This is a genomic window from Lachnoclostridium sp., from assembly GCF_031997925.1.
Taxonomy (GTDB): domain Bacteria; phylum Bacillota; class Clostridia; order Lachnospirales; family Lachnospiraceae; genus Lachnoclostridium.
In genome coordinates, this window is record NZ_DAMADT010000001.1 from 333,485 (window position 1) to 350,354 (window position 16,870).

Genomic DNA, 16,870 nt, shown 5'->3' on the forward strand with positions numbered 1-16,870 from the left:
AGAAGAGAAATATCTGATGAGTAAGGATGAGCTGTTAGCACGACTTGTTACTTTATATGGTGGACGTGCTGCGGAGGAATTAGTTTTTGGATCTATTACAACTGGAGCTTCTAATGATATTGAGAAAGCAACCTCCATTGCCCGTGCGATGGTAACACAGTATGGTATGTCAGATCGATTTGGTTTGATTGGATTAGAATCCGTAGAAAATCGCTATTTGGATGGTAGATCAGTACTTAATTGTGGAGATGCTACCGCAGCTGAAATTGATAGCGAAGTCATGGTAATTCTTAAGAAATGCTATGATCGTGCAAAAGAGCTTTTGGCAGATAATCGTGATGTATTAGATAAGATTGCAGACTTCCTAGTAAACAAAGAGACAATTACAGGAAAAGAATTCATGAAGATATATCGTGAGGTAAAAGGAATTCCAGAAGAAGAGAAAGAATTAATCTCTTCCGAAGAAAGAAATAAAATTGGGGAAGTTCCTGTAATAAAACAGGCAAATCAAGGGTCTAATTCTTCAATAGTAAGAGCAGCAGAATTGAGAGAAGAAAAAACGGAAACTGAGGAAGAAAAGAATAGTAACTCAGGGAATACCGTGTTATAGTGATGACAAGGATAAGAGTTACTACGGATGAATGTCCCTAGTAACTCTTTCAGATTAAAGCAAACGAATTCCAAATTACGAATTATTCACAATAGAAATGAGGATAACTATGTTTGATTTAGACGAAGAACTGAAAAAACTTCCTGCGAAGCCAGGTGTCTACATAATGCATAATAAAAATGACGAGATTATCTATGTAGGCAAGGCAATCAGTCTTAAAAATCGTGTAAGGCAGTATTTTCAGAGCAGTAGAAATTTATCAACAAAGATACAACAGATGGTTAGTAATATCGACCATTTTGAATACATTATCGTAGACTCTGAGATGGAGGCACTGGTACTTGAATGTAACTTAATTAAAGAGCATCGTCCAAAATATAATACGATGCTTAAGGATGACAAGAGCTATCCTTATATCAAAGTAACTGTGAATGAAGCTTATCCAAGAGTATTATTTGCAAGACAACAGAAAAAAGATAAGGCAAAATATTTTGGCCCATATACAAGTTTGGGAGCTGTAAAAGATATTTTAGATCTACTTCGTCGCCTTTATTTTATTCGTACCTGTAATCGTAATCTGCCAAAAGACATAGGTTTAGAACGTCCTTGTCTTTATTATCATATCAAACAATGTAAGGCACCATGCCAAGGGTATATATCAGAAGATGAATATCGTAAGTCGATTGATGAAGTGATTGAGTTTTTAAATGGTAATTATGCTTTAGTTACAAAGGATTTACAAGCTAAGATGAAGGCAGCCTCCGAAAACTTAGAATTTGAAGAAGCAGCAGGGTATCGGGATTTATTACTTAGTGTCGAAAAGTTAAGCCAGAAGCAAAAAGCATCTGATGTGCATGGTGTTGATCGAGATATCATAGCATTTGCAAGTACTGGCGATGAAGCAGTAGCTCAGGTGTTTTTTATACGAGATGGTAAAATGCTAGGAAGAGAACACTACCATATTACTGGAGTGGCAAATGAGAGCAGATCTAGTATAATGACGAACTTTGTAAAGCAATTTTACGCAGGGACTCCGTATATCCCGAGAGAATTATTATTATCGGAGCCTCTAGAAGAAGAGGAATTAATCAGTGAATGGTTAAGTACAAAGCGTGGACAAAAGGTAAGAATTCATGTTCCTAAAAAGGGAGATAAAGAACGTCTTGTTGAGCTTGCAGAAAAAAATGCATCACTGGTATTACAACAAGACTCTGATAAGATACAACGGGAAGAAGCAAAGACCATTGGAGCAGTTAAGCATATTGCAGAGATGCTTTCTCTTCCTGGGATATATCGCATGGAATCCTTCGATATTTCCAATACCAATGGATTTGAATCTGTTGGCTCTATGGTTGTTTATGAAAATGGTAAACCAAAACGAAATGATTACCGAAAATTTAAGATTAAATCAGTGCAAGGACCAGATGATTATGCTTCGATGCGTGAAGTATTGACCAGAAGATTTTCCCATGGACAGAAGGAAGCAGAAGAACTTGCTAAGAAAAATATCGATATCAGCCATGGAAGTTTTACGAGATATCCGGATTTGATTTTAATGGATGGTGGCAGAGGACAGGTGAATATTGCCCTAGAAGTATTGGACGAACTTAAATTAGCCATACCAGTATGTGGCATGGTCAAGGACGATAACCATAGAACAAGAGGGTTATATTATAATAATGTTGAAATTCCAATCGACACTCATAGTGAAGCGTTTCGATTAATAACAAGAATTCAAGATGAGACTCATCGTTTTGCAATTGAGTATCATCGCTCCCTACGTTCTAAGGCGCAAATACATTCCATTCTTGATGATATCGATGGTGTTGGTCAGACGAGAAGAAGAGCACTTATGAAGCATTTTGTATCCATAGATGCAATTAAAGAGGCAAGTATGGAAGATTTAATTGCGGTACCATCCATGAATAAGCTTTCCGCAACAAAAGTATACGAATTCTTTCATTCTTGAAAACATGCTTGATATTTGTGCTGAGGCACAAATATCCGTGTGAAAGAATTTTACATTTCTGGGTGAAGGGAATGTAAATTTGTTAAGTCTTTTACGCCTTAATCCGCGTGAAAATTCATCTCACCACCTACGCGCTGAAACGCTTTGAGGTGGGAGTGTTCCACTCAATTATTGATAAAAAACTACTATGATTGCATAGAAAACTCATGTGGGAGTGGTTGCTTATAAAAGGCGAATATGATAGAATGTGGGAAGAATGAGCTACAACTTTAGAAAGTCGATTATATTTATGATATGACATAGAAAATACGCAAAGGAGATTGCTATGTATACTGTTGAATTGGGAAAATTAGTAGAAAAGATGAACTTGGAAAACTGCACTCCTGAAATTGATATCAGCAGCATTCAAATAACACAGCCTGATGTGAATCGTCCTGCGTTACAGCTGACTGGGTTTTTTGATTATTTTGATTCCGATCGTGTACAGATTATTGGAAATGTTGAGCACGCATATATGCAAAAGTTTGAGAAGGATCACGGGCTTGGTATTATGAAAAAGCTTATGAGCTTTAAAATGCCATGTATTGTTTTCTGTCGTGGTATAGAAGTTTCTGATGATTTTAAAGAAGTTGCGATAGAGGAAGGAGTACCTATTTTCCGTACAGAGAAGACAACCTCCTCCTTTATGGCAGAAGTGATTCGTTGGTTAAAAGTAGAATTAGCACCAAGAATATCAATCCATGGAGTATTAGTTGATGTCTATGGTGAAGGTATTTTAATTATGGGCGAGAGTGGAATTGGAAAAAGTGAGGCAGCTCTTGAACTAATTAAACGTGGACACCGTCTTGTTACAGATGACTTAGTAGAGATTAAAAAAGTTAGTGATGATACCTTAATTGGAACAGCTCCAGATATCACACGTCACTTTATTGAATTACGTGGTATTGGTATTATTGACGTAAAGACGTTATTCGGTGTTGAGAGTGTTAAGAATACACAATCAATTGACTTAGTAATCAAGTTAGAGGAATGGAATAGAGATAAAGAGTATGACCGTCTTGGTCTTGAGGAACAGTATATTGAGTTCCTTGGTAACAGAGTAGTATGTCATAATATACCGATTCGTCCAGGACGTAATCTTGCTGTTATCTGCGAGTCTGCAGCTGTTAATTACCGTCAAAAGAAGATGGGCTATAATGCAGCTCAGGAATTATATAATCGCGTAACAAATAATTTATTAAAAAAGAGTAAATAAGACAAAAAAAGAGCAAATAAGACAAAAAAAGAGTAAAAAAAGTAAATAAAAGTAGCTATAGAGAAACTTTAAAGGAACTTTAAAGATACTTTAAAGATACTTTGCGGGGTAAAAGATATGACGAAAAACTCTTGCAATAAGTTACTTCATGATTTAGATTTTTAGAATATAGAGAAGTACGAGATTCATTTTAATAAAATACCAGGGGGATTGGTAACATGGATAAGTTTTGCTTTGGAATTGATATTGGTGGTACAACAATTAAATGTGGTTTATTTACAGAGAATGGTGAATTAAAAGAAAAATGGGAGATTCCTTCCAGAACGGAAAATGGCGGTATACAGGTACCACAGGATGTAGCGGATACAATTGAAGCCAAATTAAAAGAATTATCCATTGAGAAAAAGGATGTGCTCGGAGTTGGTATTGGTGTACCAGGCCCAATTACCGAAGATGGAACTGTCTTAAAATGTGCCAATCTAGGTTGGGATATTTTTAATGTAAATGAAAAAATGAGTGCACTTACCGGACTAAAGGTATCTTCTGCAAATGACGCTAACGTTGCAGCTCTTGGAGAGATGTGGATGGGCGGTGGCAAGGGTTATAAGGACATTGTAATGGTAACTCTTGGAACTGGCGTAGGAGGCGGAGTTATTTTAAATGGTAAGATTGTTGCAGGAAGTAATGGCGGTGGCGGTGAAATCGGCCATATGACAGTGAATCTTCATGAGACAGAAGCCTGTGGTTGCGGTAAGCACGGCCATTTGGAACAATATGCTTCTGCCACAGGAATCGTTCGCCTTGCTAAAAAACGTTTATTAGATCCAAGTGTTGCTACCTCACTTCGTGATATTGCTTCGATTACAGCGAAAGATATTTTTGACCACGCTAAATCGGGTGATACAGTAGCGTTGGAGCTTGTTGAAGAACTTTGTAGATATCTTGGATTAGCATTATCTCATGTTGCTGCTGCGGTTGATCCACAAGTATTTGTAATTGGTGGTGGTGTATCAAGAGCTGGTTCTATGTTACTTGATGTGATTTCAAAATATTATAATGAGAATATTATATTTGCGCTAGCAGGTAAAGAATTCCGCCTTGCCGAACTTGGAAATGATGCAGGAATCTACGGTTGTGCAAAATTAGTGATTGGATAAATTGCTAGTAGAGATAGTTTCGTTCTAAGATTCCTATGATATTAGCTCCATTTTTCTGATTCATATTGAATTATAAAAGAAATCTCTAGGCATATTATGTAGTAATAATAGTTAGAAAGAAAGGTTTGTTATATTACCTTTATACAAACCAGAGGAAATAAGTGGATACAGTATTGCAAGAATTAAAAAATATAGTTTCACCGGATCGAGTACTTTGTAATGAACCATTAAGTAAGCATACGACATTTAAGATTGGAGGTCCTGCTGATTTTTTTGTTATAACAAAAAAATCAGAGGAAACTGCAGCTGTTATTCGGTGTTGTAATCAGCATAACTTACCTCTACTTATGCTTGGTAAGGGTAGTAATCTTTTGATCTCAGATGCAGGAATACGTGGTGTTGTATTAAAGCAGGAGGATAACACGGAGGGATTTTTTGTAACCCAATGTGAAGATGGCTATTTGGTTACCGGTGGCGCTGGAATGAATCTTTCTGCTTTTGCGATGAAGATAGCGAATGAAAGCTTAACTGGATTTGAATTTGCAGCAGGAATACCGGGTAGTTTAGGTGGAGCTGTTTATATGAATGCAGGTGCTTATGGTGGGGAAATCAAAGACTGTATAAAAAGTGCACGTGTGTTAACGAAAGAAGGAGAGATTCTATCTCTTAACAGGGAAGAACTGGAGCTTTCTTATCGAAGCAGTATTATACAAAAAAAAGGGTATTATGTTATTGATGCTACTTTTTTATTACAAAAGGGGAATAGGGAAGATATCCTTATAAAAATTGAAGAACTTAACCAAGCGAGAAAAGAAAAGCAACCATTGGAGTATCCAAGTGCCGGAAGTACATTTAAACGGCCAGAGGGATATTTTGCAGGAAAGCTAATTATGGATGCAGGACTTCGCGGATACCGGGTCGGAGGAGCTATGGTTTCGGAAAAACATTGTGGCTTTGTGATAAACACAGGAGATGCAACTGCAAAAGATGTATTGCAACTTATTGATGATGTCAGGCGTATTGTAAAAGAAAAATTTGGCGTAACTTTAGAACCAGAGGTACGTTTAATTGGTGAGGAAGCCAATACTAATGCTTAAGGTGTCAGGGTGTGGCGGAGGATGTGGATGAACATATGAGATTTGTAATAGTCACAGGTATGTCAGGAGCAGGGAAAAGCTCGGTACTTAAGATGTTAGAAGATAGCAACTATTTTTGCGTGGATAATTTACCAATCCCATTTATCATGAAATTTGCAAGGCTTGCGGTAAAAGAAAGTGCGAATATAACGAAAGTAGCACTCGGAATCGATATTCGTAGCGGTCAGGCATTAGAGGAACTTGGTAAAGTCCTTGAGGATGTAAAGTCAGCTGGTTATCAGTATGAAATTTTATTTCTCGAGGCCAGCACAGAAATCTTAGTAAAGCGCTATAAAGAAACGCGCAGAATGCATCCCTTATCCGGAACTGGGCGTGTGGATAAAGGTATAGAATTGGAACGTAAAAAGCTTAGGTTTTTAAAAGAACGAGCAGATTACATTATTGATACAAGCAGATTGCTTGTACGTGAATTAAAAACAGAGATTGATAATATATTTGTACAGGATGGCCCCTATCGAACCTTCTTTATTACCGTGTTGTCCTTTGGATTTAAATATGGGTTACCAAGTGATGCGGATTTAGTTTTTGATGTGCGTTTTTTACAGAATCCGTATTATATTCCTAAGCTAAAGCATAAGACAGGGAATGAACCAGAGGTTCGAGACTTTGTACTTTCATTAGAGCAAGCGGAGGAATTCTTAACGAAACTTATGGATATGCTATTGTTCCTAATTCCAAATTATATTGCAGAAGGAAAGAATCAATTGGTAATTGGCATTGGTTGTACTGGTGGCAGACATCGCTCGGTGACATTGGCCAATGAGATTAAAAAACGATTATCTGCTACGGAATACGGAGTTAAGGCAGAGCACAGGGATGTTGAGAAGGGGTAGATAGTTTTGTCATTTTCTAAAGACGTTAAGGAAGAAATCGCGAAGCAGATAAGCAATGCGAGACACTGTAGACTTGCAGAGATTGCTGCGCTACTTAGCGCATGCGGCCACGTCATTCAAAAGGATGGGGAAATAAAAAGCATTGTCTTACAGACAGAAAATATTATAGTTGCAAGAAAATACTTTACATTATTGAAAAAAACATTTAATATTAATACTGAAATTTTAATTAGAAAAAATAAAGCTGGAAAAAACAGTTTGCTTTTTTTGCTCGTCGTAAAGCTACCTAAGCAAGTATCACTTTTATATCAGGCAACGAAACTATCCTTACATCAAGAAATAGGTGATAAGGCACTGGTAGTAGATCCTATTGTGGTACAAAATACTTGCTGCAAACGAGCTTTTGTACGAGGATTATTTTTGGCAGCAGGTTCCATGAGTGATCCGGAAAAAACTTATCATTATGAAATCGTATTTCCAGATTCTTTGCGTGCCAATCAATTGCAAGAGATTATCAATTCCTTTCTCATAGAAGCGAAGATAGTACTTCGGAAGAAATATTATGTCGTTTATGTGAAAGAGGGTTCACAAATAGTTGATTTATTAAATATTATGGAAGCTCATACTAGTCTAATGGATTTTGAGAATGTCAGAATTCTTAAGGAGATGAGAAATTCTATCAATCGGCAAGTGAACTGTGAAGCAGCTAATATAAATAAAACAGTAACTGCAGCTGCAAAACAAATTGATGATATACTATTTATAAGAGACACCATAGGGTTTGACAACTTAACCGAAGGGTTAGAGGAGATTGCGGAACTAAGAATTTCTTATCCTGAAAGCTCTTTGAAAGAATTGGGGGCAATGTTGAATCCGCCGATTGGTAAATCAGGCGTGAATCACCGACTAAAAAAACTGTGTTCTATTGCGGATGGTCTTAGGCAATAAAAGGAGGAAACAAGCGATGATTTCTAAGAAAATTGTTATCAAAATACCAACAGGATTAGAGGCTAGACCGGTAGCGTTATTGGTTCAGGTAGCCAGTCAGTATGAAAGCAACGTTTATGTTGAATGTGAAGAGAAAAAAGTAAATGCGAAGAGTATTATGGGGATGATGAGTCTCGGGCTTCCAGCCGGAGAGGAAGTCAATGTTATCGTAGATGGTTCCGACGAGGAAGTTGCGATGGAAAACATTGAAAAATATCTTTGTGGAAATAAATAAATTAAATTGAGAGCTTTTGCAAAACAGAGAAATTTCTGGAGCAAAAGCTCTTTTCTTAAATATTGACAAACGTTTATAAATTCTTTTTACTTATGCTTTGAATATAAACATTGAGAAAACAGGTGTTCTAGTGTTATAATAAAGTAAATATGTCATAGGAACTTTTAATCAGATAAGCGGTGCAAAGAGCGCACCTTTTATCAGAAGTTAAAAGCAAACTTCTGATAAGCTACATTATAGGAACGGAGGATATGGATGGATAATCAGAAAAAGTCAAAAAATAGTAAGATAACAGTTCGTAAGGTTACAATGATAATAATTACGGAAGGACTCATTCTTTCGGTGCTCTTAATTAGTTTTGCTATGAAACGATTATCAGAGAATAAAGTGGATCCATTAGACAAAAAAGAACCAGTGGTTCAGACCGGTAATAACAACATTGCGATTACTCCAACCGTTGATCCGATACAGGAACTAAAAAAAGAGCAGGAAGCGAAGCAACAAGAGGTGTTAAAGAAAGCAAAATTATTAGCAGCAGGCTATGATTATGACAAAGCGATCAATATGCTAAAATCGGAAGAAGGCTATGAAAATATTGAATCCTATATGATTGCTATAAATGAATTTGAAGAGGAGAAAAAGTCCCTCGAACCATTTGGTGCTTATAAGTCTTCTTCCGAGGTAAGTCATTTATTTTTTCATTCCTTAATCTATGATACCAGCAAGGCATTTGATGGAGATTACAAAACGAATGGCTATAACTATTACATGGTAACCGTGAAAGAATTTAAAGAGATTCTAAGACAGTTATATGAAAATGACTATGTTTTAGTAAGCGTTCATGATCTTGTTACGAAGGTTACGAAGGAAGATGGAACAACAGCATATCAAGATGGAGAGATTTTATTACCTCCAAATAAAAAGCCATTCGTGTTATCGCAGGATGACGTAAATTATTATGATTATATGGTTGGGGATGGTTTTGCTAGCTGTATGGTGATTGATGAAAATGGAAAACCCTCCACTTTGATTAGAAATGACGATGGCACTACCTCAATTGGAGATTATGATATGGTGCCTATTGTTGAAAGATTCATTGAGGAGCACCCTGATTTTTCTTATCGTGGGGCAAGGGGTATTATTGCGCTAACTGGTTATGAAGGAGCACTTGGCTATCGTACGGATCCAGCATCTAAGGGTTCTATAACCTATGATCAGGATAGAGAGACAGTAAAGCAGGTGGCGAAAGTGATGGAGCAGTACGGATGGGAGTTCGCCAGCCATAGTAATGGACATCGTGATATGGAAGCTTGTACTGTGGAGTTCTTAAAAAAGGATACCGATAAATGGTTAAAATATGTGGGTTCTTTGGTTGGAGAAACAGATCTTTATATCTTTCCATTTGGAATCGATATTCAAAGTGGTGCAGGTACTTATAAGAATGCAAAGTTTCAATACTTAGACAGCGTTGGGTTCTATTATTATTTTGGAGTTTTTAAGGAGCCTTGGATACAGGTGAAAGATAATTATGTTCGTATGAGCCGTCGTGCTATCGATGGGCAGGCGATGATTCAGTATCCAGAACGGTTGAAGGATATATTTAATCTTAGTACGATTCTGGATGATGCGAGACCGGCATTAAAGTAAAGTGAAAGTGTTTGTGCTTGCGTTGCAGCTACACACTTGAGAGGAACAAAAGCAGCGCAGAAATGAGGAAATTATGAGTTTTACACATTTGCATGTGCATACAGAGTTTAGTCTCCTAGACGGCTCTGGTAAGATAAAGGAAATGGCCGCTCAAGCGAAAAAACTTGGGATGGATGCACTAGCAATTACGGATCATGGAGTTATGTATGGTGCTATCGATTTCTATCGTGCATGTTTGGCAGAAGGAATAAAGCCAATTATCGGTTGTGAAGTTTATGTTGCACCAAATTCCAGATTTGATAAAGAGGGCAGTGCGAGTGACGAACGATATTATCATCTTGTTTTATTAGCAGAGAATGATATCGGCTATCACAACTTAATGAAAATTGTATCAAGGGGCTTCACAGAAGGCTTTTATTATAAACCAAGAGTAGACTATGAATTATTAAAGGAATATAGCGAGGGTATCATAGCGCTGACAGCATGCCTTGCTGGTGAAGTTGCGGTGATGCTCCGAAGAAATTTCTATGAAGAAGCGAAAGCATCCGCTTTAAAGCTGCAAGAGATCTTTGGTGTCGGCAATTTCTTTTTGGAATTACAAGACCATGGCTATCCGGAACAAAAGTCAGTGAATCAAGGATTGCTAAGAATTAGTGAGGAAACCAAAATTCCACTGGTAGCTACCAATGATATTCACTATACCTATGATACCGATGAAACTGCCCATGATATTCTACTTTGTATCCAAACGCAGAAGAAAGTAGCAGATGAAGATCGTATGCGTTACGCTGGTGGTCAATTTTACATGAAATCTCCAGAGGAGATGAGAGAGTTATTTCCATATGCTCCTGAGGCGCTCCAAAATACAGAGGAGATTGCAAAGCGTTGTAATGTAACAATTGAATTTGGCCAGTATAAACTTCCGAAATATGATGTCCCAGCTCCTTATTCAGCAAGCCCAGAAGGTGCGAAAGAGTACCTAAAAAAGCTTTGTGAAGAAGGATTGGTACGTCGTTATAAGGTACCACCAAAGGAACTTTGGGACAGATTAAACTATGAGTTAGAAACAATTGAGAATATGGGATTTGTCGATTATTTCTTAATTGTTTGGGACTTTATTAAATATGCAAAGGACAATGATATCATCGTAGGCCCTGGACGTGGTAGTGCTGCGGGAAGTGTTGTTTCTTACTGCTTGGAGATTACAAATATAGATCCAACCAAATACAGTCTCTTGTTCGAGCGATTTCTTAATCCAGAGCGTCTTACGATGCCAGATATTGATATCGATTTTTGTTTCGAACGTCGTCAGGAAGTTATAGATTATGTGGTATCTAAGTATGGAAAGGATCGAGTAGTTCAAATTGTTACCTTTGGAACAATGGCGGCAAGAGCGGTACTCCGTGACGTGGGACGTGCACTTGATATGCCATATGCATCGGTTGATGTGGTTGCAAAGATGATTCCTACAGAGCTTGGGATCACCATTGAGAAAGCACTTAATATAAATCCGGATTTAAAAAAACTCTATGAATCTGATCCCGAAGTGATGCATTTAATTGATATGTCAAAGCGTTTAGAGGGGTTACCACGCCATACCTCCATGCACGCTGCAGGCGTTGTTATTAGTAATGCTCCGGCAGATGAATATGTTCCGTTATCTAGGTCCTCCGATGATTCCATAACAACTCAGTTTACAATGACAACCTTAGAGGAACTTGGATTACTGAAAATGGACTTTTTAGGACTTCGTACCTTAACCGTGATTCAAAACGCAGTTTTGCTTGTGAATCAAGCTAAGACTAGACTTGGGGAGAGCGAAGAGAGTTTTCTTAACATTGATGAAATCGATTATAATGACTCTAAAGTATTGGACTTAATTTCATCTGGTAAAACAGAGGGCATCTTTCAGCTAGAAAGCTCAGGAATGAAGAGCTTCATGAAGGAATTAAAACCTCAAAACCTGGAAGATATTATTGCCGGTATCTCCTTATATCGTCCAGGTCCAATGGACTTTATACCAAAATACATTCAAGGTAAAAATAATCAACAGAGTATTAAGTATGAATGCAAGGAACTAGAACCAATCTTATCCCCAACCTATGGTTGTATCGTGTATCAGGAACAGGTTATGCAGATCGTTCGAGAGCTTGCAGGATATAGCTTTGGACGTAGTGACCTGGTGCGCCGTGCAATGTCGAAGAAGAAAGCATCGGTGATGGAGAAAGAGAGACAAAGCTTCGTATACGGAAATGTTGAAGAAGGGGTGCCTGGTTGTATATCCAAAGGTATTCCTGAAGCGGTTGCCAATCATATCTATGATGAGATGACAGACTTTGCGAAATACGCTTTTAATAAATCTCATGCGGCTGCATATGCGGTAGTATCCTATCAAACAGCTTATCTAAAATGTTACTATCCGGTAGAGTTCATGGCAGCACTTATGACTTCCGTGATTGATAATCCAAGTAAAGTGGCAGAATATATCTATACTTGCCGTCAGATGGGAATAAAACTTCTACCACCGGATATTAATGATGGATTTGCAACCTTTACGGTAAATGGTGAAAATATTCGATATGGACTCTCTGCAATAAAGGGGCTTGGAAGACCAGTTATTGAGGCCTTGGTACTTGAGAGAGAAGAAAATGGTCCATACCTTAACTTAAAGGATTTTGCATCAAGACTTTCAGGGAAAGAAGTGAATAAACGAACCATTGAAAGTTTCATCAAATCAGGTGCTTTTGATAGTATGCCAGGAACAAGAAAGCAATTAATGCATGTCTATGTCGGGGTACTGGATGGAGTAAGTCAAGAAAAGAAAAGAGCTATGACAGGGCAAATGAGTCTGTTTGATCTTGATGGTGATGCTAAAGTTATGAATGATGAGGTTATTTTCCCGGAAGTAGGGGAATATACGAAAGAAGAGTTACTTGCGTTTGAGAAAGAAGTACTTGGAATCTATGTTAGCGGTCACCCATTAGAGGCATATGAGTTACTGTTAAAAAGAAATGCAACTGCAAATACAGCGGATTTTATCATAGATGAGGAGTCGAATACAGTAAAAGTAACGGATGGTGATACGGTAACGGTTGGTGGTATGATAACCTCTCGAACGTTAAAAACAACGAGAACGAACTCCGTTATGGCATTTATTACATTGGAAGACATGTTTGGTACGATGGAAGTTATCATCTTCCCACGTGATTATGAGAAGTATAAATACACCTTGGAGATTGATAATCGAGTATTTATCAAAGGAAAAGTAGCAGTAGAAGAGGACAAACCTGCAAAACTAATTTGCCAATCAATTACACCATTTGCGGAGATTAATAAAGAGTTATGGATAAAATTCTCGGATAAAGAAGCATTTTTAAACAACGAAAAGGCGTTGTATGAAATTATTAAAAATTATGATGGTAATGATCGTATTACAGTATATTGCGAGAAGGAAAAAGCAATTAAAAAATTACCACAAAGTCAAAGTGTTTTAATCGAAGATGGTCTTCTTGAGAACCTAAGAAATGCATTTTTGGAGGAGAATATTAAAGTCGTAGAAAAGTTATAAAATTCCAGAAAAATCAGCCATTTAATGGAATGAAAAATTTTGAAAGAATTGTAAGCACTTTCATTGGAAAACCAAAGCCAAAGTACTAAAAAAACCTCATATTTTCGCATATTTTCGAAGAAAATGCTATTGAAAAAAAGTATTGAATAGATTACAATATACGCAGATAAAAGGAAGTATTTATCCAAGACAAGGCGTCAAGGCAAGATTGCCTAGAGAAACCTTGTCTTGTATTTATGGCAAGGGAATTTTGAGGGAATTTTCTTGTAAACATCACCCATTATGGTAGTTATCAAATCCTAATCCATTTGAATTGGATATTAGGATTGACCATGTAAGCGTATGTTGATCCGAGCAAGAATTATATACAAAATCATATAAATTCTGGAGGTAGTACTATGACAAGTGCGAAAGAAGTAATGTTTGAGCAGCCTAGTGCTTCAAATGACGTTACAAGTAAGGTAAAAACAATTGGTATATTGACAAGTGGTGGAGATGCTCCTGGTATGAATGCTGCTATTCGTGCAGTAGTACGTACAGCATTAGCGAATGGATTAGAGGTAAAGGGAATTCGCAGAGGGTTCACAGGACTTTTAGAAGAAGATATTATTGATATGGATGCAAATAGTGTATCGGATATCATCCAACGTGGTGGTACGATATTATATACAGCTCGTTGTCCTGAGTTCGTTACGAAAGAGGGTCAGGATAAAGGTGCAGAAGTCTGTAAAAAGCATGGAATTGATGGATTAGTAGTTATTGGTGGTGATGGTTCTTTCCAAGGTGCAAAGCAATTAGCAGCAAGGGGAATTAATACTGTTGGACTTCCAGGAACCATTGATCTTGATATAGCGTGTACAGAGTATACGATTGGTTTTGATACCGCTGTGAATACAGCAATGGAATCGATTGATAAAGTTCGTGATACTTCAACATCCCATGAACGTTGCAGTATTATTGAAGTTATGGGTAGAAATGCTGGATATATTGCATTATGGTGTGGTATTGCAAATGGAGCAGAAGATGTTCTTACAATGGAGCGTTATGACCATGATGAGCAGAGGATTATCAGTAATATTATTGAAAAGCGTAAAATTGGTAAGAAACATCATATCATTGTAAATGCAGAAGGAATTGGCGATTCCTATGGAATGGCGAAAAGAATTGAAGCTGCAACTGGTATGGAAACACGTGCAACTATTATTGGACATATTCAGCGTGGTGGTAGTCCAACTTGTAAGGACCGTGTATATGCATCAGCAATGGGAGCAAAAGCAGTAGATATCCTATGTAGAGGTGGAAGCAATCGAGTTGTTGCTTATAAACATGGTGAATTTGTAGACTTTGATATCAATGAGGCTCTTTCAATGACAAAAGATTTGGACGAGTACTTATATCAGATGTCCAAAAAATTATCAAGATAAGTTATCGTTTTAAAAGAGTAGAAATTCATAATCGTACAGGAAAGTATGATAGTATAGTTTCTTTCTACTATTGATTTTAAAACGAATTTTAAGTAGAATAGAGTTATAATATTAAGAAGCTGTTAATAAAGAAAATTGTGCTATAACAAGCAGATGACTTTATTAACGGCTTTCTTGTTGCTTATCGCGGATCACTATATATTGAATAAAGGCTATGACATGTGGTATATAGTAGATTATGAATACTATCAAAGAAAGGACTACATATGAACCCTAGAGCAAAAAAATTCTTATCTTATTACAAACCGTATAGGAAACTATTTTTAGCAGATATGCTTTGTGCAATAACTGCTGCAGGTATTTCATTGGTTTATCCGTTAATCGTTCGTTACATTACACAAGATGTATTAGTAAATAACGAAATTAATCAGGCAATACAAATTATTATACGAACGGCAGTTTTGTTAGTTGGACTAGCATTACTCGAATTTGGATGTAACTTCTTTATCGCTTATAAAGGACACATCATGGGTGCAAAGATGGAATTTGATATGAGAAATGAAATCTTTGGACATTTCCAAAAGCTATCCTTTAACTTCTATGACAATCAAAAAACAGGGCAATTAATGACTCGTATCACAAATGATTTATTTGATATAACCGAATTATGTCACCATGGCCCCGAGGATATTGTAATTTCAATTATCAAATTCGTTGGTGCGTTTATTATTTTAGTTCGCATTAACTGGAAATTAACTATCATACTGTTCTTGTTTATTCCGATGATGTTTATATTTGCTTACATTATGAAAGGTCGAATGAACCGTGCTTTTCGTAAAAATCGTGAAAGAATTGCGGATATCAATGCACAGATTGAAGATAACCTATCCGGTATTCGAGTAGTAAAATCTTTTGCCAATGAAGAGTGTGAAATCTCGAAGTTTGAGGAAGGTAACAGGCGTTTTGTTGACAGTAAGAGCCATGCATATTGGCAAATGGCAACCTTTCATTCCGGACTTTCCATGTTTACAAATCTTATTAATGTTTCTGTAATTGTTGGTGGCGGAGTATTGATAGCACTGAGTGGTATCCTACTAAGTGATATGTTAACCTTTATGTTATATGTTAATAATATCATTGAGCCAATTCGTAAACTGATTAACTTTACAGAACAATTCCAAAATGGTATCACAGGATTTAGTCGGTTTATGGAGATATTAGAGACTAATCCAGATATCGTAGATTCTAAAGATGCGAAAGAACTGAAAAATGTTCGTGGAGATATTAGTTTTGAAGATGTGTCTTTTAAATATCAAGATACAACCAGTGAGGTATTTCGAAATATCAATCTGCAGGTACCAGCCGGTGAATATCTTGCACTTGTAGGTTCTTCAGGTGTAGGAAAAACAACCATGTGCAGCTTAATCCCTAGATTTTATGAAGTTAGCTCAGGTAGAATTACAATAGATGGACAGGACATTCGTAACCTAACTCAAAAATCCTTAAGAAAAAACATAGGAATTGTGCAGCAAGATGTTTATCTTTTTGCAGGAACGGTTGCAGATAATATCCGTTATGGCGATTTAAATGCTACCATGGAGGAAGTTATTGAAGCAGCGAAGAATGCAAATGCTCATGAGTTCATAATGAATCTTCCAGAAGGATATAATACTTATATTGGACAGCGTGGTGTGAAACTATCAGGAGGACAAAAGCAAAGACTAAGTATCGCAAGAGTGTTTCTAAAGAATCCACCTATTCTAATCTTTGATGAGGCAACATCAGCGCTTGACAATGAGAGTGAAAAGATAGTTCAAGAATCTTTAGAAAAATTAGCAAAAAACAGAACAACCTTTGTTATAGCCCACCGTTTATCAACGATAAAAAATGCAAGAAACATTATCGTTTTAACTGAGGAAGGTATTAAAGAGCAAGGAACTCATGAAAAATTGTTGTCTTTAGACGGTATTTATGCCTCCCTTTATCATTTAACTTATGAAAGGCAAGAAGCATAAACCTAAGAAGCTT

Annotated in this window: 11 protein-coding genes and 1 pseudogene; all 12 read left to right on the forward strand. The window is 36.9% G+C overall.

What is annotated here, in order from left to right:
* Positions 1-610, forward strand: a pseudogene (locus RTP52_RS01445) (ATP-dependent zinc metalloprotease FtsH); the annotation flags it as partial.
* 109 nt (positions 611-719) lie between these two features.
* A complete protein-coding gene (gene uvrC, locus RTP52_RS01450; RefSeq protein WP_312368755.1) occupies positions 720-2,579 on the forward strand; it encodes an excinuclease ABC subunit UvrC in 1,860 nt (619 codons plus the stop codon).
* A gap of 325 nt (positions 2,580-2,904) precedes the next feature.
* On the forward strand, positions 2,905-3,834 hold the full coding sequence (gene hprK, locus RTP52_RS01455; protein WP_312105987.1) for an HPr(Ser) kinase/phosphatase: 930 nt from the start codon (positions 2,905-2,907) through the stop codon (positions 3,832-3,834).
* Between the two features lie 218 nt (positions 3,835-4,052).
* Positions 4,053-4,991, forward strand: a complete 939-nt coding sequence (locus tag RTP52_RS01460) for an ROK family glucokinase (protein WP_312105985.1) — start codon at positions 4,053-4,055, stop codon at positions 4,989-4,991.
* Positions 4,992-5,152: 161 nt separating this feature from the next.
* Positions 5,153-6,088, forward strand: coding sequence for a UDP-N-acetylmuramate dehydrogenase (gene murB, locus RTP52_RS01465; protein WP_312105983.1), 936 nt, complete (start codon positions 5,153-5,155; stop codon positions 6,086-6,088).
* 35 nt (positions 6,089-6,123) lie between these two features.
* Positions 6,124-6,981 (forward strand): RNase adapter RapZ, encoded by an 858-nt coding sequence (gene rapZ, locus RTP52_RS01470; protein WP_312368758.1) that lies wholly within the window; start codon positions 6,124-6,126, stop codon positions 6,979-6,981.
* Between the two features lie 6 nt (positions 6,982-6,987).
* A complete protein-coding gene (whiA, locus tag RTP52_RS01475) occupies positions 6,988-7,929 on the forward strand; it encodes a DNA-binding protein WhiA (RefSeq protein ID WP_312105981.1) in 942 nt (313 codons plus the stop codon).
* A gap of 16 nt (positions 7,930-7,945) precedes the next feature.
* Complete coding sequence (locus RTP52_RS01480) at positions 7,946-8,203, forward strand: HPr family phosphocarrier protein (RefSeq protein ID WP_312368760.1); 258 nt, start codon at positions 7,946-7,948, stop codon at positions 8,201-8,203.
* Between the two features lie 255 nt (positions 8,204-8,458).
* Positions 8,459-9,850 carry a polysaccharide deacetylase gene (locus tag RTP52_RS01485; RefSeq protein ID WP_312368762.1) on the forward strand — a complete coding sequence of 464 codons (1,392 nt, stop codon included), beginning with the start codon at positions 8,459-8,461 and terminating at the stop codon, positions 9,848-9,850.
* A 73-nt stretch (positions 9,851-9,923) separates the two neighbouring features.
* Positions 9,924-13,418: a DNA polymerase III subunit alpha gene (locus RTP52_RS01490; protein WP_312368764.1), complete on the forward strand. Its 3,495-nt coding sequence runs from the start codon at positions 9,924-9,926 to the stop codon at positions 13,416-13,418.
* Positions 13,419-13,837: 419 nt separating this feature from the next.
* Complete coding sequence (gene pfkA / locus RTP52_RS01495) at positions 13,838-14,842, forward strand: 6-phosphofructokinase (protein ID WP_312101908.1); 1,005 nt, start codon at positions 13,838-13,840, stop codon at positions 14,840-14,842.
* Positions 14,843-15,108: 266 nt separating this feature from the next.
* Positions 15,109-16,857 carry an ABC transporter ATP-binding protein gene (locus RTP52_RS01500; RefSeq protein WP_312368766.1) on the forward strand — a complete coding sequence of 583 codons (1,749 nt, stop codon included), beginning with the start codon at positions 15,109-15,111 and terminating at the stop codon, positions 16,855-16,857.
* Positions 16,858-16,870: the final 13 nt, after the last annotated feature.

Excerpts from the sequence above, each read along its gene's own strand:
- RTP52_RS01485 (WP_312368762.1), top strand. The coding sequence starts at position 8,459 with ATGGATAATCAGAAAAAGTCAAAAAATAGTAAGATAACAGTTCGTAAG.
- RTP52_RS01480 (WP_312368760.1), top strand. The coding sequence starts at position 7,946 with ATGATTTCTAAGAAAATTGTTATCAAAATACCAACAGGATTAGAGGCT.
- hprK (WP_312105987.1), top strand. The coding sequence starts at position 2,905 with ATGTATACTGTTGAATTGGGAAAATTAGTAGAAAAGATGAACTTGGAA.
- rapZ (WP_312368758.1), top strand. The coding sequence starts at position 6,124 with ATGAGATTTGTAATAGTCACAGGTATGTCAGGAGCAGGGAAAAGCTCG.
- pfkA (WP_312101908.1), top strand. The coding sequence starts at position 13,838 with ATGTTTGAGCAGCCTAGTGCTTCAAATGACGTTACAAGTAAGGTAAAA.
- RTP52_RS01490 (WP_312368764.1), top strand. The coding sequence starts at position 9,924 with ATGAGTTTTACACATTTGCATGTGCATACAGAGTTTAGTCTCCTAGAC.
- RTP52_RS01460 (WP_312105985.1), top strand. The coding sequence starts at position 4,053 with ATGGATAAGTTTTGCTTTGGAATTGATATTGGTGGTACAACAATTAAA.
- uvrC (WP_312368755.1), top strand. The coding sequence starts at position 720 with ATGTTTGATTTAGACGAAGAACTGAAAAAACTTCCTGCGAAGCCAGGT.
- RTP52_RS01500 (WP_312368766.1), top strand. The coding sequence starts at position 15,109 with ATGAACCCTAGAGCAAAAAAATTCTTATCTTATTACAAACCGTATAGG.